The organism is Actinoplanes subglobosus (assembly GCF_042650585.1).
In the GTDB taxonomy this organism is placed as follows: domain Bacteria; phylum Actinomycetota; class Actinomycetes; order Mycobacteriales; family Micromonosporaceae; genus Actinoplanes; species Actinoplanes subglobosus.
The window spans coordinates 1-22428 of the sequence record NZ_JBHSBL010000031.1 but is presented as its reverse complement, the minus strand read 5'-3'; the positions used below and the strand labels follow the sequence as shown (position 1 = coordinate 22428).

Below are 22428 nucleotides of genomic sequence, written 5' to 3'. Positions count from 1 at the left end.
TGTGGTCATCGCGGGAAGGGTCAGCCGCCCAGCGAGGTGGCCGCGGCGCGGATGGCCGACGAGAAGTAGCTGACCTGGGTGTAGACGCCCGGCTTGTTCGGGCGGGCGCAACCGTCGCCCCAGCTGACGATGCCGACCTGGACCAGGCCGGACGCGCCCTGGCGGAACATCGGGCCGCCCGAGTCACCCTGGCAGGTGTCGACGCCACCGGCGGTGTAACCGGCGCAGATCTCCTCGGCGGCGATCACCTCACCGCCGTACATGCTGCTGGAGTTGCAGGTGGCGTCGCTGACGAACGGCACCGTGGCTTTGAGCAGGTAGCGCTGCTGCGCGCCGCCCTCGCTGGCCGCACCCCAGCCGGCGATGGTGAAGGTGCCGGTGTCGTACGCCGTCGAGGTCGTGATCGGCAGGGTGCTGATGTTGGTGCCGCTGACCGGGCTGGCCAGGCGGATCAGCGCCCAGTCGTCGCCGCTGCCGTTGTAGCCGGGCGCCCGGTAGACGTAGTTCGACTTGCGGGTGACGCGGCTGGTCGACTGCAGGTCGACGACGCCGAAGGTGGCGGTGATCGAGGTGTTGGCGCCGGTCCGGCTGACGCAGTGCGCCGCGGTCAGCACGAGGGTGGGGCTGTAGAGGGCGCCACCGCAGCCCATCGAGAGCCGGACCATGAACGGGAACTCGCCGAGAGCGGCACGGCTGCCTCCGACGACGTACGGGACGACCGGGTCGTCAGCGGCGGCGGCCTGGGCCGGGCTGGGGGACATGGTGGCCGCGGTGACGACCGCGGCGAACATCGCCAGAAGGGTTCGCCATCTGCGCATCTCGGTTCTCCTCTTGTCTGGGGGTGCACCGAGCATGGCATTGACGTTCATAGATATAAACATCCCGTGTCGCTTATATCGTGTGTGGGTGACCTACTCTCCGGTTCCCGAGTTGAACCTGCTGAAGGCGTTCCAGGACGAGCACGGCTACGAGTCGTACTCGGAGTGTTTCGGCCTCGATGACTGGAACGACGTGTCCGGGCTGACGGCCGGCTGGTCGAAGGATCCGGAGTTCCTGGCCCGGCTACGGCCGTTCGCGCGGGCCACCGGGGGCGGCTCGTTCTACGCGCTCTGGGAGGCCGGTGACGGCGCCCTGCCGGTGGTGGTCTTCGGTGACGAGGGCGGGGAGCACGTGGTCGCGCGTGACGTGCGGGAGCTGTTCCAGCTGCTCACCTTCGACAGTGAGCCGATGGTCGACCACGACGGGGTGACGTTCTACCGCGACGCCGATGACGAGCACAGCGAGGCCCGCGACGCGTTCGTCGCGTGGCTGGAGACGCACTTCGGCCTGGCGGCCACCGACGACCCGGAGGGGGTCGTCGGCGCCGCGCAGGCCGAGTACGGCGAGCGGTTCACCACCTGGAAGGGCGCCTACCTGGCGTACTAGCAGTAGGTCGCCTGCTTGCCGATGATCTTGTAGGGGCAGTCCGCGGCCTCGGCCAGCATCAGTGCCGCCGTCCGGTTGCGGGCCGTCTCGGTCGGGATCACGCTGGCCGGCGGGTAGAAGCCGCCGCCACCCGAACTGCCCGGGTAGAGCTCGAAGGTGAACGCGAAGATCTTGTGCGTGCCCCACAGCCAGTCGAGCGAGTCGCCGTCGGTGATGTAGAGATCGCTGGACTGCTGCGGGGTGTAGCCGTTGGTGGCCGCCATCTGCTGGCCCAGCGTGGCGAAGGTGTTGTACTGGTCGGCGTTCATGCCGGTGGCGGTGTTCGCGGTGGTGTGCCCGTACGGCCACAGCACCAGCTTCGAGTACGAGTGGAAGTCGATCGCCGCCTTGATCTGCTGGACGCCACCGACGACCCGGCTGTTCACGAAGTCCCGGATCACCTTGGTCTCCGGGGCGGAGAACGCCGACGGGCCACGGTAGGTGGCCGACGAGGTGCTGCCCGAAGAGCCGCCGCAGCAGCCCCAGTTGTAACCGTAGTTACGGTTGAGGTCGGTGCCGACGTAGCTGGATCCGCTGTTGGGCTGCCGGTTCTTGCGCCACGACCGGTAGCTGCCGGTGGCGATGTCGTACTCGACACCGTCCGGGTTCACCATCGGGATGATCCAGATCTCGCGGGTGTCGACGACGTTCTTCACCCGGGTGTCGGTCGCGTAGGTCTTGGTGAACTGCCCGAGCAGGTAGAGGGCCTGCTCCGCGGTCAGGTGCTCCCGCGCGTGGTGGTTGGCGTCGTAGAGGACCTCGGGCTCGGACTCGTCGGTCGCGACGTTGTCGGAGATCTTGACGGCCACGATGTCGCGGCCCTCGTACGACTTGCCGAGCACCCGCTTGCTGGCGATCGCCGGGTAGGCGGCCACCACGGCGTTGATCTCGGCGATCGTCTCGGCGTAGTTGTGGTAGGCCGAGTCGGACGACGGGAAGTCGAGGGTCTGGAGGACCGGCTGGACCTCGAACCCGAGACGCTCGAGCTTGGCGACCTCGCTCGCGGTCGCGGTGACCGTCGCGACCCCGTGCTCGAGGTCCTCGATGGCGACACCGGTACGGGCGATGGCGTTGCGCTGGCTCAGCGTGTGGATGTCGTAGACCTCGTACTCACCGGGCGGTGCGGGCTCGGTGACGGGTGCGGCGCCTGCGGAGGAGGAGGCGGAGATGGCCGCGGCCGCGCAGAGCGTGACCGCGGCGAGCGCCGCGAGGGACCGTCGTCTCATGAACGACCTCCGGATAGGGGGAACAGTGCTCACAGCAAACCCCCAGACATCGAAGGCCAGCAATGCATCAGGTCATGTCAATATTCCCCTGACCCTGACGTGATGACCGGCGGAACTCGGCCGGCAGATCGTCGGGTGGGGGAGGGGCGCCCAGGTCGGAGGGCTGATAGCCGGAAGGGTATCCGGGATAGGTGTGGTTGCGCTTGGGTTTGCCCAGCACCGACTCCCGGCGCGGCGGGAAGAGCCGCAATGCCCGCGCGCGGGTCCGCAGGCCGAGGGCGGCGAGCTTGCCGACCCACTGCGGGGCCGGGTCGAAACCGAAGGCGCTCAGCATCCGCTCGTCGAGCATGCCCCGGACGCCTAGCCGGACGGCCGGCTTGAGGAAGCCGGGGAACCAGTCGGCGAAGAGTTCGACGGTGTAGCGCCCGATCTCCCGGTTCGTGGCGGAATACACGAAATATCGCTCCTCGTAAGAATGCTTGAACGTGAGGAACGACTGGTAATTGTCAGGAATGCCGCGAATGCCCATGCGGGTGCCGACCGCGCGGTAGTAGTGGAACGCCGCCAGCCTCTCGTGCTCGTGCAGAGGCCGCCAGCCGTACCGGGCGAGCCAGTCGATCGGGTCGTAGATGAAGGTGGACAACACGTACAGCATGTCGTCGTTGCTGATCGCATACCGGCCGTGCGCACGGTTGACGACCTTCAACGCCTCCCGGCCGCGCGCGGAGTCGTACCCGTGCGCCGCCATCTCCGCCATCAGCAGCGCCGTGTCGTCGTAGCGCCGCTGCGGCCGGTCCCGGAACTCCCCGGTCGCCGCCAGCAGCTTCGAGATGCTCGGCACGCAGTAGGTCCGGAACAGCGCGAACTCCAGCGCCCGCGTGTAGTCCCAGGGGAACTCCCGCCCTGACGAGATCTGGTAGATCTCCAGGTGGTCCTTCTCCGGATCGAGTGCCGCGATCCGGTCCCGCAGGTCGTAACGGCCCATCTCAGCTGATCAGCTCCTTCACCTTGGACAGCAGACGCTGCGGGTCGGCGTCGATCGGGGTCACGTTCAGCACGGTCACGCCGGCCTCCCGGAACGCGGCGATCCGGTCCCGTACGTACGACTCCGGGCCGATCAGGCTGCTCAGCTCCAGCAACTCGTCCGGCACCGCGGCGGCGGCCTCCTTCTTGCGCCCGGCCAGGTAGTGCTCCTGGATGAGGTCGGCCTCCTTCTCGAACCCGTAGCGGCTCACCACGTCGTGGTAGAAGTTGCGGCCCTTGGCGCCCATGCCGCCGACGTAGAGGGCGATCAGCGGGCGGGCCAGATCCCGCAACCCGAGAACGTCGTCGCCGATCGCCACCGGGCCGCCGGCGACGATCTCCAGCGGGGGGAGTGCCGCGTCGCGCTTCGAGAAACCGGCGGCCAGTTCGGCGCCCCAGACGTCGGAGGCCCGCTCCGGCACGTAGAGGAACGGCAGCCACCCGTCAGCTACCTCGGCTGTCATACGGACGTTGGCCGCACCCAGGGCCGCCACGTAGACCGGGATCGAGTCCCGTACCGGATGAGTCAGGATCTTGAGGGGTTTGCCCAGGCCGGTGCCCTGTCCCTCGGGCAGCGGGAGCTGATAGAGGCCGTCGTGGGTGACCACCTCGCGCCGCCAGATCGACCGGCAGATCTCGATGATCTCGCGGGTCCGGCCGATCGGCTTGTCGTAGACGACCCCGTGCCAGCCCTCGATCACCTGCGGGCCGGAGGCGCCGAGGCCGAGGATCGCCCGGCCGCCGGACATCGCGTCCAGACCGGCCGCGGTCTGCGCGAGCAGTGCCGGGGTGCGCGAGTAGATCGGCAGGATCGCCGATCCGATCTGGACGCGTTCGGTCTTGGCGGCCAGATAGCCCATGATCGTGGGGGCGTCGAAGCCGTACGCCTCGGCCACCCAGAGCACGTCGAGCCCGGCGTCCTCCCATCCGGCCACCGTGTCAGCGGTCGCCCGTGGATCTCCGGCATACATCAGCGTCGTTGCGAGGCGCATCGCTCACCTTTCCTCTTTTTTGATATTTGATACGGTGACGGCCCATAAAGCGAGAGGTGAGGGCTTTGCTTTCCGAGGAGGTCGCCGGCGCGCTGCGCGGCCGGATCATGTCCGGTGAGCTTCGTCCCGGCGCGCGGATCCGCCTCGAGGAGGTCGCCGCCGGCCTCGGCGTGAGCATCACCCCGGTCCGGGAGGCGCTGCTCACCCTGCGCGGCGAGGACATGGTGGAGCTGGAGCCCCGCAAGGGTTACGTGGTGGCCCCGCTCTCCCGGCAGGACATCCTCGACGTCTTCCAGCTCCAGGGCGACATCGCCGGTGAGCTGGCCGCCCGGGTCGCGACCGGCATCGGTGAGGGCCAGCTCGCCGAGCTGCGGGTGGCGCACAACAAGGTGGCCCGCGCGCGCAAGGCCGCCGACGTGGAGACGTATGAGTACGAGTTCCATCGCGCGGTCAACCGGATGTCCCACTCGCGCAAGCTCAGCTGGTTCCTGCACACCGCCACCCGCTACACCCCGGCCCGGGTCTACTCGGCCGACCCGGGCTGGCGTGAGGGCATGCGCGCGGATCACGAGGCCGTGCTCGCCGCCTTCGCCGAGGCCGACGCGGACACCGCGCGCACCGCGATGACCAGGCACTTCACCGACGGGGCGGAGCGCCTGGTCAAGCATCTCGACGACCTGGGCATCTGGGATTCCTGAGCCTTACCGCCCGTGCCTGAAGTGGAAGAGCCTCAGCGCCCGCTGCATCACCTTCGGATCCCGGTCCAGCCGCATCAGGTCCATCGGCGCGGCGAACCGCTGCCGGGTCACCGCCTGGGCCCGGGAGAACTCGCGCAACCCGTCCGCCCCGTGGATGCGCCCGAACCCGGAGTCGCCCACCCCGCCGAACGGCAGTGACGGCACCCCGGCGAACCCGAGGACGGCATTGACCGAGGCCGCGCCGGTGCGTAGTTTCCGGGCGATCCGGGTCGCGCCGTGCGAGTCCTTCGAGAAGATCGAAGCAGCAAGCCCGTATTTAGACGCATTTGTCAGCTGAACAGCCTCGTCCACGCTGTCGACCGGGTTGACCACGAGCGTCGGCCCGAACGTCTCCTCGGTGACCGCGATGCTGTCCTCGGGCACCTCGGCCAGGACGACCGGCGCGACCGTCGAGGCGGTGATCGACGACGGCCCGCCGACCACGGCCCGGCCGCCCCGAGAGACGGCGTCCTCCACGTGTGCCCGCACGATCGCGGGCTGTTCCGGGGTCGTCATCGTCTGCTCGCCGACCGCCAGCGCGCTCAGTTTTCCCAGGAACTCCGGATACACCGAACGCTCCACATAGACCCGTTCCACTCCCGCACACGTCTGTCCCGCATTGCCGAACCCGCCGAACGCCGCCGCCCGCGCCGCCGCGTCCAGATCGGCGTCCGCCGCGACGATCATCGCGTCCTTGCCGCCGCCCTCGACGACCAGCGGCGTGAGGGTCTCCGCGCAGGTCGCCATCACCTTGCGGGCGGTCGCCGCCGACCCGGTGAACGCGATCTTGTCCACTCCCGACCAGGTCAGCTCGGCCCCGACTGCCCCGTCGCCGAGGACCGCCTGCAGCACCGGCTCACCCGGAACGGCCGTCGCCCACGCGTCGGCCAGCCACGCCCCGGTGCGCGGGGTGTGCTCGCTCGGCTTGAACACCACGGCGTTGCCGGCTGCCAGCGCGTAGGACACCGAGCCCAGCGGCGTGTAGACCGGATAGTTCCACGGCCCGATCACCCCGATCACGCCGAGCGGCAGATACTCCAGCGTGGCAACGTGGTTGGCGGCCAGCATCCCGCTCGGGACCCTGTGCCGGCCCAGAACCTTGCCCGCGTTGCGGGCCGCCCAGTCCAGATGCTCGACCGCCAGCATCACCTCGAGTGCGGCGTCGTCCTGCGGCTTGCCGGTCTCCTCGGCGACCAGCGCCGCGAGCTCCCCGATGTGCCGCGCGATGTGCCGCTTCCAGGCCAGCAGCCGGCTGCGGCGTTCGTTGTAGCTGAGCCCACCCCACCAGCGTGCGGCCGACCGGGCTTTTTCGACTGTTGCCTGAACCTCGGTCATCGTTGCTCCCGGGCTAAGATTTGATATTTGATATGTTACGGTCGCTGTCAACATAGCGATTCACCTGCGAGAACTCCCGAAGGGTGACGAAATGAGCATCGATCTCAGCGACGAGCAGAAGGCGTTCACCGAGGCCGTCGACGACTTCTGCCGACGCGAGGCCGGCACCCGCGAGCAGCGCGGCGACAGCCCCCACCACGCCGGTCTGTACCGCAAGATGGCCGACCTCGGCTGGCTGGGCGTCACCATTCCCGAGGAGTACGGCGGCTCCGGCGCCGGCATGCTCGACACCTGCCTGTTCCTGGAGCACGTCGCCTACGGCCAGGCCCCGGTCGGCGGCTTCACCACCAGTGCCATCGTCGCCGCCGCCGTGCAGCGCTCCGGCTCCGACGAGCAGAAGAAGACGGTCCTCGGCGGCCTCGTCAACGGCCGGGTCTACTCGATCGCCATGTCCGAGCCCGAGGCCGGCTCCGACGTCGCCAACCTGTCGTGCCGCGCGGTCCGCACCGACGACGGCTGGATCGTCAACGGTCAGAAGACGTGGTGCTCCAACGCGCACATCGCCGACGCGATCCTGCTGGTCGCCCGGACCTCCGGCAGCCCCGGCGACCACGCCGGCCTGACCATGCTGATGGTTCCCGCCGACGCCCCCGGCCTGCGGATCAGCGGCATCGAGACGATGGGCGGCAAGGAGGTCAACGACCTCTACTTCACCGACGTACGCCTGCCCGCCGACGCCGTCGTCGGCGCCGTCGACAAGGGCTGGCAGCAGCTGATGGCCGGCCTCAACGTGGAACGCCTGATCCTGGCCGCGTTGATGCTCGGCACCGCCCAGCGCGCCTTCGACGACGCCCTCGACTTCATCCGGCAGCGCAAACAGTTCGGCCGGCCGGTCGGCTCCTTCCAGGCGCTACGCCACCGGGTCGCCGACCTGGCCACCGAGATCGAATGCTGCCGCCTGCTGGTCCACCGGGTCGCCACCCTCGCCGACCGCGACCCGCACAAGGTCCTCCCGCGCGAGAGCAGCATGGTCAAACTGAAGACCACCGAGGTCGCCCGCCAGGTCGCACTGGCCGGCATGCAGATGATGGGCGGCTACGGCTACGCCACCGAGTACGACATGGAACGCCACGTCCGGGCCACCCTGGTCTCGACGATCTACGGCGGCACCAGCGAGATCCAGCGAGACATCATCGGAAAAACCTACGGACTCTGATCTCGTACGGCCAGGGGCCCCCGACCGCAGCCGAACCGTCCCGTGAGCCACCCGGCGACGTGGTCCGTCGGCCAGGCCCGCAGCGCCCGCTGCGGGCCGAATGCGGTGGTCACCATGCCAGGTAGTCTCCGCATCATGCTGATCATCGGGAACGTCCTGGCCGCCCTCGTGGCACTGATCCACGTCTACATCGCGGTCCTGGAGATGTTCCTCTGGACCAAGCCGCAGGGCCGCAAGGCGTTCGGCTTCACGCCCGAGTTCGCCGAGCAGACCAAGGTGCTGGGCCTCAACCAGGGCCTCTACAACGGCTTCCTGGCCGCCGGCCTGATCTGGGGCCTGCTCGGCGGAGGTTTCGCCCCCATCGTCTTCTTCCTGATCTGCGTGGCGATCGCCGGCATCGTCGGAGCCCTGACCGCCAGCCGCCGCATCATCTACATCCAGACGGTCCCCGCGGTCCTGGCCCTGATCCCCACCCTCCTGGCCCACTGACCCCGGCCGGTCCCATCGCTCACGTGCCACGATCCGCGTCGCGCGGCGAGGCGGCCTGAGCCGGAGTCACCGGCGCCGGTGACGGGCAACTCGCCGGGGATCTCCCGGAGCGGGCTGGGCGGGGGCGGGACCCTATTCTGGGAGCCCCCTGACAGAGGGGGCCGAGGCGGGCCCGCGCCGGACTCGGTCTGATCGGCTCTTCGCTCGTTTGTCGTGGCCCCGACCGGAACCGGAGTTACTTCGGGATGTATGCGCTCGGTATCGATCTGGGAACCACCTACACCGCGGCTGCCGTCTGGCGGGCGGGGCATGTGGAGATCGCGTCGCTCGGCAGCCGGGCGGCGGCCGTTCCCTCGGTCGTGTTGCTGCGCGCCGACGAGACCATCCTGACAGGGGAGATCGCCAGCCGGCGCGGTCTCAGCGAACCGCAGCGGGTCGCCCGGGAGTTCAAGCGCCGGCTGGGTGACCCCACGCCGATCCTGCTCGGCGGGGTGCCCTGGTCGGCGGAGTCGCTGATGGCCCGGATGCTGCGGGCCGTGATCGACGAGGTGTCGGCCCGCGAGGGTGGCGACCCCGACCGGATCTGCGTCTCGCACCCGGCCAACTGGGGGCCGTACAAGATCGATCTGATGTATCAGGTGATCCGGCTGGCCGGCATCGAGCAGCCGGTGCAACTGGTCACCGAACCGCAGGCGGCCGCCGTCTTCTACGCACGGCAGCAGCGTCTCGACCCGGGGGCGGCGGTGGCCGTCTACGACCTGGGCGGTGGCACGTTCGACGCGGCGGTGCTGCGCAAGACCGTCGACGGGTTCGAGCTGATCGGCAAACCGGAGGGCATCGAGCGGCTCGGCGGCATCGACTTCGACGCCGCGGTGTTCGCGCACGTCGCCGGTGCGCTGGGGGGCGCCCTCGATCAGCTCGACGACGAGGACCCGGCGGTGCTCTCCGCTGTCGCCCGCCTGCGTGAGGAGTGTGTGCAGGCCAAGGAGGCGCTGTCGGCCGACACCGACGTGACGATTCCGGTGCTGCTGCCGGAACTCACTACGGAGGTCCGGCTCACCCGTCCGGAACTGGAGGCGATGGTCCGCCCGGTGCTGCACGGCCCGATCGAGGTGCTGCGCCGTGCGATCCGGTCGGCGGGGATCGAGCCGGCCGACCTCCACTCGGTGCTGCTGGTCGGCGGATCGTCGCGGATTCCGCTGGTCGCGCAGATGGTCAGCTCCGAACTGGGCCGCCCCGTCGCGGTCGACGCCCACCCGAAACACGCTGTGGCGCTCGGCGCCGCCTGGCAGGCCGGGTCCGAGATCTCCGAGGCCGGTACCGCGCTGGTGCTCCCCGAGGCCGTCGACCCCTGGGCGACCGGCGCCGCGGCCGCCGCAGCCGGCGGCTGGCCGGGCGACACCGGACTGCCCGCGCTGGGCCTGCCGGTCCAGCCCGCCAGCGCCGCTGGCTTGCCGGTCCAGCCCGCCGACGCTGCGGGCCTGCCGGGTCCCGGCGAGTCCGCAGCGGGCTCCGGCCGGTCGCGGGATGCGGCGCCGGACGGCACCGAACCGCGTGACCCGGTTTCTGCGGACGGGACGTCCGGTTCAGTGTCCGGAGCCGGAGCCGGAGCCGGAGCCGGAACCGGGATCGGCGGTGGGGAGGCTGTCCGGGGCGAGCCGACCGCCGCTGTGCTGCGGTCCGCCGACGACGGGTCGGGCGGGGTGCCGGATCCGGGCGGCCCGGGCGGTGTGGGGCAGCCGATCCTGCCGCCGGCACGGACGGGACGGACACTCGGCACGGTTCTGGTGGTTGCGCTGGTCGGGGTGCTGCTGGCCGGCATCGCGGGCACGGCACTCGCGCTCGGCAAGCTCGCCGGCGGTGGCGACGAGGACAAGAAGAATCCCGGCACCCCGGCGGCGGCCGGTTCGCACAGCATGGGCAGCGACGGGGCGACCGGGTCACCGGCGGTCTCGGCGAGCACGACGACGGCCGCGCTGCCCGCCTACGAGGTGTGCACCGACCAGATGCGGCAGAGCACCCGATGGGTCTGTCTCACCCGGGCGACCATTCGCGACGGCAAGTTCACCCTCTGGTACGAGGCCGAGTGGGACGGTGTCGAGCCGGACATCGAGGAGGGCTTCCACCTGCACGTCTACGGCGGCGACGGCCAGGAGCCGGACGAGACGACGATGGGCAGCCAGGTGACCGCCCACGGCAGGTACTACTTCGAGGACGAGCAGCCGTCGATCCGGGAGGTCAGCGAGGAGGACTTCGAGGCGGTGGGTGACGCGACCAAGGTCTGCGCCCGGATCGCCAAGTCCGGGCACGGCCTGGCCCGGGCCGCCGACGGCAGCTACCACACCGGCAACTGCATCCCCATCGACCGCGGCTGACCACCACACCTCTCGTTCCCACTGCCGCCGGGCCCTCGCGGTGACCAGGGGAAACGCCCGTTAGGCGCGTTGTTCTGCCGGTGCCGGGCACACGTCGCGTCGTAGGCTCGGGACGGGGTGGGCTGCGGTGGGGGCGGCGTCGGGCGTACCAGATAGGTTGTGGTAGTGACGGCGCTCGATGAAAAGGATCGCTGGACCGCCGCGGAGGCCGGGATCGCGGTCTTCGCCGACCGGCTGATCCTGGAGGCGCGGCCACCGGCCGATGACGCCGCACTGGATGCGGTCGCCGCGCGGTGTTCCGGCCCGCTGCCGGAGGCGCTGGTCGCGTTGTGGCGGGTGAGTTTCGGCGGCCGGATCGACTACCAGCTGGACGGGCAGATCTCGTTCACCCAGTTGTTCCATCCGGGTGCGGACGGCTACCACGATCTGTGGGGCTGGATCGATCATGAGGCGCCCGGCGCGGTGGTGCGTTTTCTCCCGTTCGGCGGCTTCGAGTATCTGGATCGCCTCTACGTCGACACCGTCGGCGACGGGCGGGTGCGCTACTGGCAGCAGGGCCTTCCGCCGGGCTGGGAGCTGACCGAGGGTGACCGGGCGGATGACCTGGCCGTCGATGTGCGGGCGCTGTTCGGGCAGCTGGCGCTGGAGGACGACCCGTGGGAGACCGATGATGCCGATGCGGGCGGTGACCTGCGCGACGCGGTCGACGAGCTGGCCGGCGAGGAGCCCGGAGTCGCCGCGAAGCTGCGTGACCTGGTGCGGTCGGCTGTTCTGGACTGGCGGGCGGCGCTGGCGGCGGGCACGATCGGGGCCGAGCCGCGGCTGCGCAGGCTGGCGCTGGACCGGGCCGCGTCGGCCGGTGACACCGATCTGCTGGAGCGTCTCGCCGCGGCCGGCTGCGATCTGGCCGAGCCGGTTCGCGGTGGTCTGACGGCGATCGACATCGCCCTGGTCAACCGGCGTCTCGACACGGCCGCGCACCTGCTGGAGTGCCGGGTCCCGGTGACCAACACGCTGCGGACCGGCGCGCACGCGGTGACGGCGAGCCTGACAAGGACCCTGCTGGACCGGGGTGCGGCCGTCACCGCGCACGCGGTGGGCGGGGCGATCGACAACGACGATCCGGAGGTGCTGAGGATGGTCGCGGCGCGGCTGCCGGCGTCGGAGGACGCCCGGGCGTACGTGCCGCGGCTGCGGATGCTGGCGGCGCAGGCGGCGCACGCCGCGGACCGTTCGGGTGACGAGCGGATGCGCGACCGTGCGACCGTCCTGAGAGAACTCGCGGCTATGATCACCGCTGGTGCGGGTTCGTAGCGCAGAGGTCGTCGCGTCGGCCTGCAAAGCCGAAGGACGCCGGTTCGAATCCGGCCGGCCCGCACCCCGAGGCGGCCGGACCGTCACCGTGGGTTGCCGAGTGGACGGCGCCGCCGTACCCAGCCGGTCGTGAGCAGGAACAGCGCGGCGGCGTAGGTCGTCATCACCAGGACGCCGTGCGCGGGCGGGCGCAGGCCGGCCGCACCGAGCCCGATCAGCAGGTCCGAGACGAGGAAGAGCAGGCCACCGAGGGCGACACGCCGGGACACCCCGGCCGCTGCCGCCGCCATCGTGGTCAGCGCGAGGCTGTAGATCAGCACGGGTACGGCCAGAGCGCCCAACCGGTCCCACAGAAGGATGTTGGCCAGCACCCAGAGCAGCCCGTAGGGCACCGAGTACCTGGCCCGCAGTGGCCGGAACGCCGCGATGAAGCAGAGCTGCGCGCCGAGGAAGAACCCCATCCCGGTGAGGAACGCGGCCTGTCCCGGCACGAGCAGCGCGACGTCCCCGGCGGTGGCGAACACGAGTGCCACGGTGACGGCGTCACGCCGGCCACACCGGATCATCCAGAGGATCAGCAGTGGCCCGAGCAGTGGTTTCGTCAGCCACTGCACGACCGTCCAGTCGGCGGCGACAGCCACGACCTCGACGGCGGCGACCGCGGTGAACAGTCGCAGGATCATGCCGAGGGCTGCCAGCCGGGACGCCCGAACAGGTAGCCGGCCCGGTGCCGCCAGCTGGTGGCGTGGCGCAGGTCCCGCCAGATCGCCGCGTACTCGTGTGTCGCCACCTTGAGCGGGTTGTAGGTCTGGATGTTGCTGGTCAGCCCGTATTCGACCTTCTCCCCCTCGGGTTCGAAGCTGCGGAAAAGCCGGTCCCAGACGATCAGGATGCCGCCGTAGTTGCGGTCCAGGTACGGGTCGTTGGAGCCGTGGTGCACCCGGTGGTGCGACGGCGTGTTGAAGAACCACTCGATCGGCCGCCACATCCTGTCGATCCGCTCGGTGTGCAGGAAGAACTGGTAGGCGAGGCTGATCGACTGCTGGAGGAAGATCATCCAGGGCGGGAAGCCGAGCGCCGCGAGCCCGAGCCAGAACGGCAGCGCGGTCATCGGGGTCCAGCTCTGCCGCAGTGCCGTCGACAGGTTGAAGAACTGGCTGGAGTGGTGCACGACGTGCCCGGCCCACAGCACCCGCACCTCGTGGTGCAGCCGGTGGAACCAGTAGTAGGCGAGGTCGTCGGCGAAGAACAGCAGCACCCACACCCACCAGTCGGTGGGGTCGAGCCGGAACGGGCTGATCACGGAGAGCCCGGCGAAGGCGACGGCGGTGAACAGCTTCCACGGCACGCCGATGATCTGGCTGCCCAGGCCCATCGACAGGCTGGTGGCGGTGTCGCGGGCCTCGTAGCCGCGCTCCTCGTCGTCGGGCAGGAACCGGAACGACAGGAACTCCATGACGATCAGCAGCAGGAACGCCGGGACGGCGTAGAGGACGGCGGGGATCATCGGCGCTCCTGCTCCTTCTCCTGATCGTCGGAGAACGACGGGACGGACGGGGTGAGCAGCGCCCGGGCGGCCCGCTCGGCGCCGGTGGCGTCACCATCGGTGATCAGCGTGGCGAGGCGGCGGTGCAGGGCGACGTCGAGCAGTTCGGCGGCCCGCAGGTGCGGTGGCACGTGCCCGACGGCCAGGTCGCCGGCGGTGAGGCTGTTGTACGCCAGCAGGTACGCGATGTTGCCGGAGCCCTCGATGATGCGCCGCCACACGGCCAGGTCGGCCGCGCCCATCGCGGTGAGGTCGGGAACCGCGGCGGCGTAGTCCTCGACGGCGGCGGTGACGGCGGCGCGTGCGTCCGCGCCCGCGCGCAGCGCGCAGAGCCGGGCCGCGTCGGCACCGATACTGACCCGCATCTCCATCACGTCGCGGGCCAGCGTCGGCACCGGCAGCACGTCGCCGGCCTGGGTGAGTGTCATGGCCAGGTCGAGCCCGGCGGTGGCCCGCCAGTCCTGGACCCGGGTGGCGCCGCCCTGACTGACCCGGACCAGGCCGAGCTGCTGGAGGCGGCGCAGCGCCTCCCGGATCGCGTGCCGGTTGACCCCGAAGGAGGCGGCCAGGTCACGCTCACCGGGCAGGGCGTCGCCGGCCGCGTAACGACCGCCGAGAACGGCGTCACGCAGCCGGCCGAACACCTGATCGGAGACGGACTGTCGATCGAGCGGTGCGAACGTCATGGCGGCAGTGTGCCCCTCGTCACGTCAACCCGTCAACTGGTTGGACCAGTCACCTTCTGTACGGCGCGGCGGCGCCCCACCGCTATTCGTCCGGCTCCTCCTCGCCGGCGATGTCGATGCGCAGCGCCACCGGGAGGCCGTCGGCGTCGACGTCCAGGTACACGTCGAAGAAGCCGTCGCCGACCGAGGCCATCGCCATCAGCACGTCCGCCCCGGCCACCTCGATCACGCCGGCCTCGTGCTCGGAGGCCCGCACCAGGCGCATCACCTGCCAGTGGTGCGAGTGCGGCCGGAAGTCGCAGGCGAACCTCGGCGCACCGGGCTCCGCACGGCGCGCCTCCATGGCCAGGCCCCGCTCGTAGGCCTCCTCGACCGGCAGGTCCAGCCACCCGTACAGCCCGTCGTCGAGCGGGGGAGCGCCGAACTCGGCGGCCACCCGCTCCTTGTCGCCGCCCCAGAGGACCAGGTCGGCCAGGCCGTCCAGGGGCAGGATGTGCTCCCACGAGTTCAGCGCGTCGGCGTCGGCGACGACGAACCGCGCGTGATCGACGCCGAGCTGGTAAAACACCCACGAGTCGGCGACCGGTTCGTCGCTGAACCCGATCCGCATCGACCGCCACTCGTGGCCGTCGTCGCTGCGGATCGCGGTGACCGGCAGGGCCCGGCCGGCCGGCGCCTCGATCGCCAGCACCGGCACGCCCATGACGATGAACCCCGGCTCCCGCCCGGCGACCGCGTACCGGACCCGCTCACGGTGCGGGACCTGCCGTTCGAACGCCTCCAGCCGCGCGTCGTGCCCGTGCTCCCGGCAGTGCTCGGCGAACGTCGTGGTGAACTCGCCGACGGCGTGCGCGGGAATGTCGTACAGCCGGGTGCCGGACTGCCGGTCGAAGGACTCCGCCGCGTCCTCGGCATCGGGGCCGACGATCGCGAAATCGGTGGCGGGCCGTTCCTCGTCCTCGGCCGCCCGGTCGCCGGACCACAGCTCCAGGTAGCCGCCGTCGGTGATCACCAACTGTCCGGACGGGCAGGTCACCGTGCCGAGCAACACCTCGTTCGTCATGGTCGCGGAGTCTAGGGCGGCGCCGGGAACGGCGAAGCGGTGACCACCACAGGGGTGGTCACCGCTCCGGTCGTGCGATGCGTCAGTAGCCGTACCCGCCCCGGCTTTGTCGCTGTCGATAGCGACGGCGCGGGTCGTTCATCATCTTGCGGGTCACGAACAGGCCACCGACCACGGCCGCGATCGCGACTCCGGCGATCAGCGGCAGGCTCATCGACTGGGAGCCGGTGCTGTTGCTGGCGTCGGCTGCGGACAGCACCGGGTTGGCCGCGGTGGTGGGGGTGGCGGCGTTCGGCGGCGGGGCGGTGGGCAGCGCGGCGAAGTCGACGATGCCGCTGCTCTCCAGCAGGGTCAGGTGGGTCATCACGAACTGGTTGGCGCGCTGGGCCAGCTTGCGGACCGTGTCGTTGCGGGTGCTGGTGCGGATCGTCGCGATCGCCGGGAAGATCTTGCCGTGCGCGGCCCGGAGCCGGTCGATGTAGATCTGGTCGAAGTCCTTGCCGACGTTGGCGTCCTCCATCTCCTGGAGCCAGCCCTGCTGATCCTCGTTCGGCTCGTTCGGCAGCTCGATGTCGAGCTTCTTGGCCGCCGCCCGGGTCAGCTGGTCGAGGACCTTGTGCTGCTCGGCGATGTCCGCGCCGATGCCCTTGACGCGGTTGCTCTTCGACTTGTCCTGCGCCATCTCGCCGGCCGGGATCTCCCAGAGACCGGCCAGCCGGACCTTGATGACGAAGTCCTTGTCCGCCGCGGCCAGCTTGCCCTCACCGGTGTCGGTGATCAGGTTGCTCGGCGGGTCCGGGACGCCCGGCTCGACGGCGAGCGCCGCCTGCGGGCTGAACAGGACTAGCGCCAGGGTGGCGGTGAGCAGCCCCGCCGCCCTGCGGGGCGAGGCGAACATGCGGACGACGGCGAGCACGTGAGCCTCCAGGGCCTGTGTGAAACCTGTGCGGGGGTTCCCGATGCACATCACCACGGATCACAGCCGCGATCGGATCAACGGAACTCATTAGATCTTCACAGTTTGGGAGCGCGCCCTGTCCGGACGTGGGCGACGGAGGCGCCGGCGTCCCGTGACACCGGCGCCTCGGACAGCCGTCCGGATCAGTAGACGTACGGCCAGGCCGACGAATCCCAGCCCAGCAGGTTGATGCCGAGCTTGGCCGTGCCGGACGAGTTGTAGTAGTGGTAGACGAGCACGTCGGCGTCGGAGTCGGTGAACACCGCCGGATGCCCGGGGCCGTGGACGCTGTCGTGGCCGGCCAGGATCTCGGTGCCGCCGCCCGCGGTGGTGTAGGTGCCGGCGCGGTCCCGGTACGGCCCGGTGATGCTCGTCGACCGGGCCACCATCGTGCGGTAGGTGCTGGACGCGCCCTGGCAGCAGAAGTCGAACGACATGAACAGGTAGTAGTAGCCGTTGCGGTAGTGGATGAACGGGGCCTCGACCGACTTGCTGTTCACGAACCGCTCGGCGATGTTGTACATCGTGGAGTCGGCGCGCAGGCCGGTGCTCGCACTGAGCTTGACCATCTTGATCCCGCTCCAGAACGAGCCGAAGGTCAGCCACCACTCGCCGGACGGGGTGACGGTCAGGTTCGGGTCGATCGCGTTCCAGCCGGAGCTGGTGGTCGACTCGATCACCTTGCCGACGTGGGTCCAGCTGCCGGACGCGCCGGTGGTGCTGGTGGCCAGGAAGATCGCCGACTTGCTGGAGCCGAACGTCGAGGCCGAGTAGTACAGCCAGTACCTACCGTTGCGGTAGGAGAGGTCCGGCGCCCACAGGTTGGCGCTGCCTCCGGTGTAGGAGGTGGCCCACGACGTGCCGCTGGGGAACGCCTTGCCGGCGTCGGCGAAGGCGGTGCGGTTCGTGGACGTCTTCAGGGTGATGCCGTCGCCGGTGGTGGCCAGCAGGTAGCCGCCGGTCGGGCGCTTCACCATCGTGGGGTCGTGGGCGTTGGTCGAACCGGTCACGACGCCCGGGTTGGGGTAGGTGGCGGCGTTCGCGGTGCCGGTCGCGTACACGCCGGCGCCGAGAGCGAGGATGCCGGTCACGCCGGCGAGGAGCAGTCTGCGGATGCGCATGGGGATTTCACCTTCGGTGGGGATGCGCGGTCCCGCTCGGGGAAGCGGAGCCCGCGGCCGGAAGTGACTGTCATCGGTATCTATCCGATTACCGACATGTTAACGATCACAACAAGATAGTCAATATTGGACTGTCAGCTGGCATGATCGACTGTGGCGCGTTCACAGCGATGATCTTTCACCGCAGGCTGGTCAGGATGGCCCTGGCAGGCCGTACCAAATCATTAAAAAGCCGGACCGGACCGCCGAACTTCTCTCCCGGACGGTTCGCGCCGCGAGCCGCTGGCGAAGGAGTGAACATGGGCGCGCCCGAGGATCGCTGGTTCGGAGTCGGACGCAGCCTGGCGGCGGACCCCGCGACAGCCGGCACCCAGGCCTGCCGGGAGGCGCTCGGCGGACGCCGCGCCGACCTGCTGATCGTCTTCGCGTCCCTGACGCACGCCACCCTCGAGATGGCCCGGGCCGTGCACGCCGAAGCCGGCGGCGACGTCCTCATGATCGGCTGCTCGACGTCCGGCGAGTTCACCACCGACGGCCGCGGCGCCGGCGTGGTCGTCAACGCCCTCGGCGGCTACACCGCGTCGGTCCGCGCCGTCCCGCACGAGGTCGACGACCTGTACGAGGCCGGCATGCGCGCCGCCTCCTGCCTCGACGACGTCGACGCCGAGAACCGCGTCGTCCTGCTCCTCGGCGACGGCCGCAGCAGCGACCAGCAGGAGATGGTCCGCGGCGCCTACACCGTCGCCGGCGCCCTCGTACCCCTGGTCGGCGGCTGCGCCGGCGACAACGTCACCCAGACCGGGACGTTCCACTTCTTCAGCGACGGTACGGACGTGCAGCTCCTGCCGAACGCGGTCGTCGGTGCCGCCCTCGGTTCGCCCGCGCCGTTCGGCATCGGCATCGCCCACGGCTGGCGCAAGACCGGCGAGCCGATGGTCGTGTCCCGCAGCGAGTCCGGCACCATCTTCGAACTCGACGGCGAACCCGCCCTCGACGTCTACCTGCGCCGCACCGGCGCCGACCCGGCAATCGCCGCCGACCCCGAGGCGTTCCTCAACTTCGCCACCATCCGGCCGCTCGGCCTGGCCCGCCGCACCGGCGAGGACATCCGCGTCATCTTCCAGGCCGACCCGGAGCAGCGGTCCATCTCCGGCCTCGCCGACACCCCCGAGGGCGCGATGGTCTGGTTCATGGAGGCCGACACCGACGGCATCGTCGACGCCACCTCGGCCGCCGCGGTCGCCGCGACCTCCTCGCTGGAGTCCGCCCCGCTCGGCCTGCTGGTCTTCGACTGCTGCGTACGGTCGATCGCGCTCGGCGGCGACGGCACCGACCTCGCCGCGTCCCGCCTGCGCGACGCCGTCAAGCCCGTGCCCTACGGCGGCTTCTACTCCAACGGCGAGATCGTCCGCCGCCCGCAGGCCAAGGGCATGCACCACCTGACCGTCGTCGCGCTGGCCTTCGGCTGAGGTCATGTCCGGCTGGTCCACCCTGCAGCTCACCGAGTTCTTCAGCGCCATCACCCGCGCCGGAACCGTGTCCACCGCGGCCCGCCTCGCCGTCCAGCGCGCCACCGAGGCGACCGACGCCGAGGTGGCCGCGGTGGTCAGCGGCGACCAGGTGCCCGCCTCGGTGGGCCTCGGCCGCACGCCGTCCCCGTCGCTGTTCACCAGCCTCGGCCCCGGCACCGACGAGACGACGTTCCCCGGTGCCGGCCCGATGTACCTGACCGTCCACGTCCTCGACCGGGACGCCCCCACCGCCGACCGCCTCATCGTGGCCCGCGCCGACGAACCGTTCGCGGCCGAGGAACGGCAGATGCTCCAGGGCATGGCCCGGGTCCTCGGGCTGGCGCTGCGCAGCCTCCGCACCCTGGAGGCCGAACGGCAGCTGCGCCTGGAACAGGAACGGGAGGCGATTGCCCGGCTGGAACTGGTGGAGGCGCTCGAACGCCGGGAACGCCTCCTGGAGACCCTGCTGCGGGTCCAGCGGTCGGCCGGCCAGCTGCCGCTGGCCGAGGTCCTCGACATGATCACGTCGGGCGCGGCCGGGCTGCTCGACGGGGCGACGGTGGCGCTGGTCCTGCGGGACGCGGTCGCCTCGGTCAGCGGGGAACCGTGCGAGGGACTGGTCTTCGCCGCCGACCGCGCGGTGACCGCCGGGGCGCCGATCACCTGCGACGATCTGGAGGCCGCGCCGGTCCACATCAACGGGGACGTGGCGGGCGCGCTGGTCATCGCGGTCCCCTCCGGAGCCGCCGGCCCCGGCGTCCGGGACGCGGAACGTCGCGACGTGCTCGCCGCCTTCGCCGAGCAGGCGAGCCTCGCGCTGACCGGCGCACACACACTCGCCGCCGTGCACGAGGCCCACCACGACCCGCTGACCCGCCTGCCGAACCGGGCCCTGTTCCTGCAACGCGTCGAGGAGACGGTGAACCACGGCACCGCGGCCCTGCTCTACCTCGACCTGGACCTGTTCAAGCAGGTCAACGACACTCTCGGCCACGCCGCCGGCGACGAACTGCTCCGAGCGGTGGCCGGCCGCCTCCGCGCCGCCGTCCGCGACACCGACATGCCGGCCCGCCTCGGTGGCGACGAGTTCGCGGTCCTGCTGGAACCCCTGGAATACCCGAGCCAGGCCGGCGACATCGCCCAGCGGGTCATCGACGCGATCGCCCACCCCTACGACATCGCCGGCCGCACGGTCCGCACCCGGGCCAGCGTCGGCATCGCCTACAGCGGGGGCCGCTCCGCCGAGCGGTTGCTGGAGGAGGCCGACCTGGCCATGTACCGGGCGAAGAAGACCAGAAAGGGCACCTACCAGGAGTTCGAGCCCCACATGAGACCCGAACTCCCGCAGGCCGTCTGAACACGTCTGCCGTACGCAGAAAGGCTTGGGCCCGCCTCGCGGCCGGTGGAAGGCTCCGGTGGTGACCACCTTCGCGCTCCAGGCGCAGCCCGCTGACGCCGCCTCCTGGCTGGACCTCGCCCGCCGCGCCGAAGCCGCCGGCTTCGACACCCTCCAGGCCGCCGACCACCCCGGCGTCTGCGCCGCCCCCTACGTCGCCCTCGCCGCCGCTGCCGCCGTGACCAGCCGGATCACCCTCGGCGCCTACGTCGCCAACGCCGGCATCCGCGAGCCGCTCCTGCTCGCCACGGACATCGCCACCCTCGACGTGGTCTCCGGCGGCCGCGCCCGCATCGGCCTCGGCGCGGGCCACACCCCGGCCGAGTGGCTGGCCGTCGGCCGCGAGCGACCCAACGTCGCCGGGCGGGTCGACCGCTGCATCGCCGTCGCCGACGCCGTCCGCGCCCTGCTCGGCGGCGACACCGTCACCGTCCACACCCCGCATCTCGACATGCACGAGGCCCGTCTCGACAAGCCGCGCCCGGTCCAGGAGCGGGTCCCGCTGCTGCTCGGCACCGCCAACACCCGGCTGCTGCGCTGGGCGGGCGCCCACGCCGACATCGTCGGCCTGTCCGGGCTCGGCCGCACCCTCGCCGACGGCCACAACCACAACGTCCGATGGCGCCTGGACCAGATCGACGCCCAGATCGAACAGGTCACGGCCGGTGCCGCCGACCGCCCGTCACCGCCTCCGCTGGAGGCGCTCGTGCAGATCATGGAGATCACCGACGACGCCGAGAAGGTCGCCGCACCCCACGCCGAAGAGATCGGTATGTCCGTTTCTGATCTGCTCGCAGCGCCGTTCGTCCTGATCGGCACCGTCGACGAGATCCGCACCTCCATCGAACGCCACGAGAAACGCTGGGGCATCACCCGCTACGCGGTGCGCACACCCGCCCTCGACGCCGTCGAAGCCCTCGGCCTGCTGTGACCCCGGCAACGCCAGGTCCGATTTCCGCTAGCGCCCAGCCGCGCGACACGCTTGGCTTCCTTCCATGACCCCCGATTCTGTACGCCCATCGCGCCCCGCCCTCGCGGCGGCGACGGTCACGGTCGTCCTGTGGGCGTCCGCATTCGTCGGAATCCGGGCCGCGGCCCCGCACTTCTCCCCGGGATCATTGGCCCTGGGCCGGCTGCTCGCCGGGGCCGTCACGCTCCTGATCTTCCTCGCGATCAGCCGGCAGGGCCTCCCACCGCGCCAGGCGTGGCCGGGAATCATCATCTCCGGGGTGCTCTGGTTCGGCCTCTACATGGTCGCCCTCAACTGGGGCGAACAGCTCGTCGACGCCGGCACCGCCGCGATGCTCGTCAACGTCGGCCCGGCGATCATGGCGCTGCTGGCCGGCTGGCTGCTGCACGAGGGTTTCCCGCCGCGGCTGCTCGCCGGCATCGTCGTCTCGTTCGTCGGGACCGTCGTCGTCGGCCTGTCGATGTCCGGCGGCGGCCACACCTCGATCCTCGGCGTCGTCCTGTGCCTGGTCGCGGCCGTCACCTACGCCGCCGGAGTCGTCGCCCAGAAACCCGCCCTGAAACACGCGACAGCACTGCAGGCCACCACGTTCGGTTGCGTGATCGGCGCGGTCGCCTGCCTGCCGTTCGCCGGGCAGCTGATCTCGGAGGTCGCCGACGCCCCGCTGCGGATCACCCTGAACGTCGTCTACCTCGGCGTCTTCCCCACCGCGATCGCGTTCACGACCTGGGCGTACGCGCTGGCCCGCACCACCGCCGGCAAGATGGGCTCCACCACCTATGCCGTACCCGCCGTGGTCGTCCTGATGTCGTGGCTGGTCCTCGGCGAGGTCCCCGGCTGGCTGACCCTGGCCGGCGGCGCCCTGTGCCTGGCCGGCGTGGCCGTCTCCCGTAGTCGCCCCAAACCGGCCTCCGACCATGCCGGAGCCGCCACCCGCTGACTCCCGATTCGCCTCATGCTGGGGCCCGGTCAGGTGCCGGTTGGCCTCATGCTGGGGCCCGGTCAG

Annotated in this window: 21 protein-coding genes and 1 tRNA gene; 11 read left to right on the top strand and 11 right to left on the bottom strand. The window is 70.7% G+C overall.

Translation table 11 applies throughout. The features are described from left to right. Positions 1-20 precede the first annotated feature (20 nt). Complete coding sequence (locus ACFO0C_RS44600) at positions 21-818, bottom strand: S1 family peptidase (RefSeq protein ID WP_378072938.1); 798 nt, start codon at positions 816-818, stop codon at positions 21-23. A gap of 88 nt (positions 819-906) precedes the next feature. On the opposite strand from ACFO0C_RS44600, the gene ACFO0C_RS44595 reads away from it, so the two are divergent. Continuing rightward, positions 907-1425: a hypothetical protein gene (locus ACFO0C_RS44595; RefSeq protein WP_378072937.1), complete on the top strand. Its 519-nt coding sequence runs from the start codon at positions 907-909 to the stop codon at positions 1423-1425. On the opposite strand, the gene ACFO0C_RS44590 is transcribed toward ACFO0C_RS44595, so the two are convergent. From ACFO0C_RS44590 to ACFO0C_RS44580, 3 genes are all read right to left on the bottom strand, one after another. Then, positions 1422-2690 carry a M14 family metallopeptidase gene (locus tag ACFO0C_RS44590; protein WP_378072936.1) on the bottom strand — a complete coding sequence of 423 codons (1269 nt, stop codon included), beginning with the start codon at positions 2688-2690 and terminating at the stop codon, positions 1422-1424. The genes ACFO0C_RS44595 and ACFO0C_RS44590 overlap by 4 nt on opposite strands. 67 nt (positions 2691-2757) lie before the next feature. Then, positions 2758-3675, bottom strand: a complete 918-nt coding sequence (locus tag ACFO0C_RS44585; RefSeq protein WP_378072935.1) for an oxygenase MpaB family protein — start codon at positions 3673-3675, stop codon at positions 2758-2760. Between the two features lies 1 nt (position 3676). Continuing rightward, complete coding sequence (locus tag ACFO0C_RS44580; RefSeq protein ID WP_378072934.1) at positions 3677-4705, bottom strand: LLM class F420-dependent oxidoreductase; 1029 nt, start codon at positions 4703-4705, stop codon at positions 3677-3679. Between the two features lie 56 nt (positions 4706-4761). Between ACFO0C_RS44580 and ACFO0C_RS44575 the strand changes: the two genes are divergently transcribed. Beyond that, positions 4762-5403: a GntR family transcriptional regulator gene (locus ACFO0C_RS44575; RefSeq protein ID WP_378072933.1), complete on the top strand. Its 642-nt coding sequence runs from the start codon at positions 4762-4764 to the stop codon at positions 5401-5403. A 3-nt stretch (positions 5404-5406) separates the two neighbouring features. Here the strand turns inward: ACFO0C_RS44575 and ACFO0C_RS44570 are convergent, their stop codons facing one another. Further along, positions 5407-6777, bottom strand: a complete 1371-nt coding sequence (locus ACFO0C_RS44570) for an aldehyde dehydrogenase family protein (RefSeq protein ID WP_378072932.1) — start codon at positions 6775-6777, stop codon at positions 5407-5409. 91 nt (positions 6778-6868) lie between these two features. On the opposite strand from ACFO0C_RS44570, the gene ACFO0C_RS44565 reads away from it, so the two are divergent. The 5 genes from ACFO0C_RS44565 (at position 6869) to ACFO0C_RS44545 (ending at position 12235) form a co-directional block, all read left to right on the top strand. Further along, positions 6869-7993: an acyl-CoA dehydrogenase family protein gene (locus ACFO0C_RS44565; RefSeq protein ID WP_378072931.1), complete on the top strand. Its 1125-nt coding sequence runs from the start codon at positions 6869-6871 to the stop codon at positions 7991-7993. A gap of 135 nt (positions 7994-8128) precedes the next feature. Next, complete coding sequence (locus tag ACFO0C_RS44560) at positions 8129-8482, top strand: DUF1304 domain-containing protein (protein WP_378072930.1); 354 nt, start codon at positions 8129-8131, stop codon at positions 8480-8482. A gap of 245 nt (positions 8483-8727) precedes the next feature. After that, positions 8728-10857, top strand: coding sequence for an Hsp70 family protein (locus ACFO0C_RS44555; protein WP_378072929.1), 2130 nt, complete (start codon positions 8728-8730; stop codon positions 10855-10857). Between the two features lie 165 nt (positions 10858-11022). Beyond that, positions 11023-12171 (top strand): ankyrin repeat domain-containing protein, encoded by a 1149-nt coding sequence (locus ACFO0C_RS44550; protein ID WP_378072928.1) that lies wholly within the window; start codon positions 11023-11025, stop codon positions 12169-12171. Then, positions 12160-12235, top strand: a tRNA-Cys gene (locus ACFO0C_RS44545). Before ACFO0C_RS44550 ends, ACFO0C_RS44545 begins: the two co-directional genes overlap by 12 nt. A 19-nt stretch (positions 12236-12254) precedes the next feature. Here the strand turns inward: ACFO0C_RS44545 and ACFO0C_RS44540 are convergent. The 6 genes from ACFO0C_RS44540 to ACFO0C_RS44515 all read right to left on the bottom strand — a co-directional run bounded on the left by ACFO0C_RS44540 (position 12255) and on the right by ACFO0C_RS44515 (position 17545). Further along, complete coding sequence (locus ACFO0C_RS44540; protein ID WP_378072927.1) at positions 12255-12854, bottom strand: lysoplasmalogenase; 600 nt, start codon at positions 12852-12854, stop codon at positions 12255-12257. After that, entirely contained in the window at positions 12851-13678 is an 828-nt protein-coding gene (locus tag ACFO0C_RS44535; RefSeq protein ID WP_378072926.1) for a sterol desaturase family protein, read from the bottom strand. The genes ACFO0C_RS44540 and ACFO0C_RS44535 overlap by 4 nt, the downstream gene beginning before the upstream one ends. Beyond that, positions 13675-14403: a FadR/GntR family transcriptional regulator gene (locus ACFO0C_RS44530; RefSeq protein ID WP_378072925.1), complete on the bottom strand. Its 729-nt coding sequence runs from the start codon at positions 14401-14403 to the stop codon at positions 13675-13677. The genes ACFO0C_RS44535 and ACFO0C_RS44530 overlap by 4 nt, the downstream gene beginning before the upstream one ends. Before the next feature lie 82 nt (positions 14404-14485). Beyond that, positions 14486-15466 (bottom strand): hypothetical protein, encoded by a 981-nt coding sequence (locus tag ACFO0C_RS44525; RefSeq protein ID WP_378072924.1) that lies wholly within the window; start codon positions 15464-15466, stop codon positions 14486-14488. An 82-nt stretch (positions 15467-15548) separates the two neighbouring features. Further along, entirely contained in the window at positions 15549-16382 is an 834-nt protein-coding gene (locus tag ACFO0C_RS44520; RefSeq protein WP_378072923.1) for a DUF4142 domain-containing protein, read from the bottom strand. 185 nt (positions 16383-16567) lie between these two features. Then, positions 16568-17545, bottom strand: a complete 978-nt coding sequence (locus ACFO0C_RS44515) for an arabinan endo-1,5-alpha-L-arabinosidase (RefSeq protein ID WP_378072922.1) — start codon at positions 17543-17545, stop codon at positions 16568-16570. 299 nt (positions 17546-17844) lie between these two features. Between ACFO0C_RS44515 and ACFO0C_RS44510 the strand changes: the two genes are divergently transcribed. From ACFO0C_RS44510 to ACFO0C_RS44495, 4 genes are all read left to right on the top strand, one after another. Next, positions 17845-19014, top strand: coding sequence for an FIST signal transduction protein (locus ACFO0C_RS44510; RefSeq protein ID WP_378072921.1), 1170 nt, complete (start codon positions 17845-17847; stop codon positions 19012-19014). A gap of 4 nt (positions 19015-19018) precedes the next feature. Further along, positions 19019-20413 (top strand): diguanylate cyclase domain-containing protein, encoded by a 1395-nt coding sequence (locus ACFO0C_RS44505; RefSeq protein WP_378072920.1) that lies wholly within the window; start codon positions 19019-19021, stop codon positions 20411-20413. A 61-nt stretch (positions 20414-20474) separates the two neighbouring features. Further along, positions 20475-21383, top strand: coding sequence for an LLM class flavin-dependent oxidoreductase (locus ACFO0C_RS44500; RefSeq protein ID WP_378072919.1), 909 nt, complete (start codon positions 20475-20477; stop codon positions 21381-21383). A 64-nt stretch (positions 21384-21447) separates the two neighbouring features. Beyond that, complete coding sequence (locus ACFO0C_RS44495) at positions 21448-22362, top strand: DMT family transporter (protein ID WP_378072918.1); 915 nt, start codon at positions 21448-21450, stop codon at positions 22360-22362. Positions 22363-22428 lie beyond the last annotated feature (66 nt).

What these genes read in the sequence shown, in the direction of transcription:
- ACFO0C_RS44600 (WP_378072938.1), bottom strand. Translation starts at nt 818, where the DNA reads ATGCGCAGATGGCGAACCCTTCTGGCGATGTTCGCCGCGGTCGTCACC.
- ACFO0C_RS44590 (WP_378072936.1), bottom strand. Translation starts at nt 2,690, where the DNA reads ATGAGACGACGGTCCCTCGCGGCGCTCGCCGCGGTCACGCTCTGCGCG.
- ACFO0C_RS44585 (WP_378072935.1), bottom strand. Translation starts at nt 3,675, where the DNA reads ATGGGCCGTTACGACCTGCGGGACCGGATCGCGGCACTCGATCCGGAG.
- ACFO0C_RS44580 (WP_378072934.1), bottom strand. Translation starts at nt 4,705, where the DNA reads ATGCGCCTCGCAACGACGCTGATGTATGCCGGAGATCCACGGGCGACC.
- ACFO0C_RS44570 (WP_378072932.1), bottom strand. Translation starts at nt 6,777, where the DNA reads ATGACCGAGGTTCAGGCAACAGTCGAAAAAGCCCGGTCGGCCGCACGC.
- ACFO0C_RS44565 (WP_378072931.1), top strand. Translation starts at nt 6,869, where the DNA reads ATGAGCATCGATCTCAGCGACGAGCAGAAGGCGTTCACCGAGGCCGTC.
- ACFO0C_RS44560 (WP_378072930.1), top strand. Translation starts at nt 8,129, where the DNA reads ATGCTGATCATCGGGAACGTCCTGGCCGCCCTCGTGGCACTGATCCAC.
- ACFO0C_RS44555 (WP_378072929.1), top strand. Translation starts at nt 8,728, where the DNA reads ATGTATGCGCTCGGTATCGATCTGGGAACCACCTACACCGCGGCTGCC.
- ACFO0C_RS44540 (WP_378072927.1), bottom strand. Translation starts at nt 12,854, where the DNA reads ATGATCCTGCGACTGTTCACCGCGGTCGCCGCCGTCGAGGTCGTGGCT.
- ACFO0C_RS44535 (WP_378072926.1), bottom strand. Translation starts at nt 13,678, where the DNA reads ATGATCCCCGCCGTCCTCTACGCCGTCCCGGCGTTCCTGCTGCTGATC.
- ACFO0C_RS44530 (WP_378072925.1), bottom strand. Translation starts at nt 14,403, where the DNA reads ATGACGTTCGCACCGCTCGATCGACAGTCCGTCTCCGATCAGGTGTTC.
- ACFO0C_RS44525 (WP_378072924.1), bottom strand. Translation starts at nt 15,466, where the DNA reads ATGACGAACGAGGTGTTGCTCGGCACGGTGACCTGCCCGTCCGGACAG.
- ACFO0C_RS44515 (WP_378072922.1), bottom strand. Translation starts at nt 17,545, where the DNA reads ATGCGCATCCGCAGACTGCTCCTCGCCGGCGTGACCGGCATCCTCGCT.
- ACFO0C_RS44510 (WP_378072921.1), top strand. Translation starts at nt 17,845, where the DNA reads ATGGGCGCGCCCGAGGATCGCTGGTTCGGAGTCGGACGCAGCCTGGCG.
- ACFO0C_RS44505 (WP_378072920.1), top strand. Translation starts at nt 19,019, where the DNA reads ATGTCCGGCTGGTCCACCCTGCAGCTCACCGAGTTCTTCAGCGCCATC.
- ACFO0C_RS44495 (WP_378072918.1), top strand. Translation starts at nt 21,448, where the DNA reads ATGACCCCCGATTCTGTACGCCCATCGCGCCCCGCCCTCGCGGCGGCG.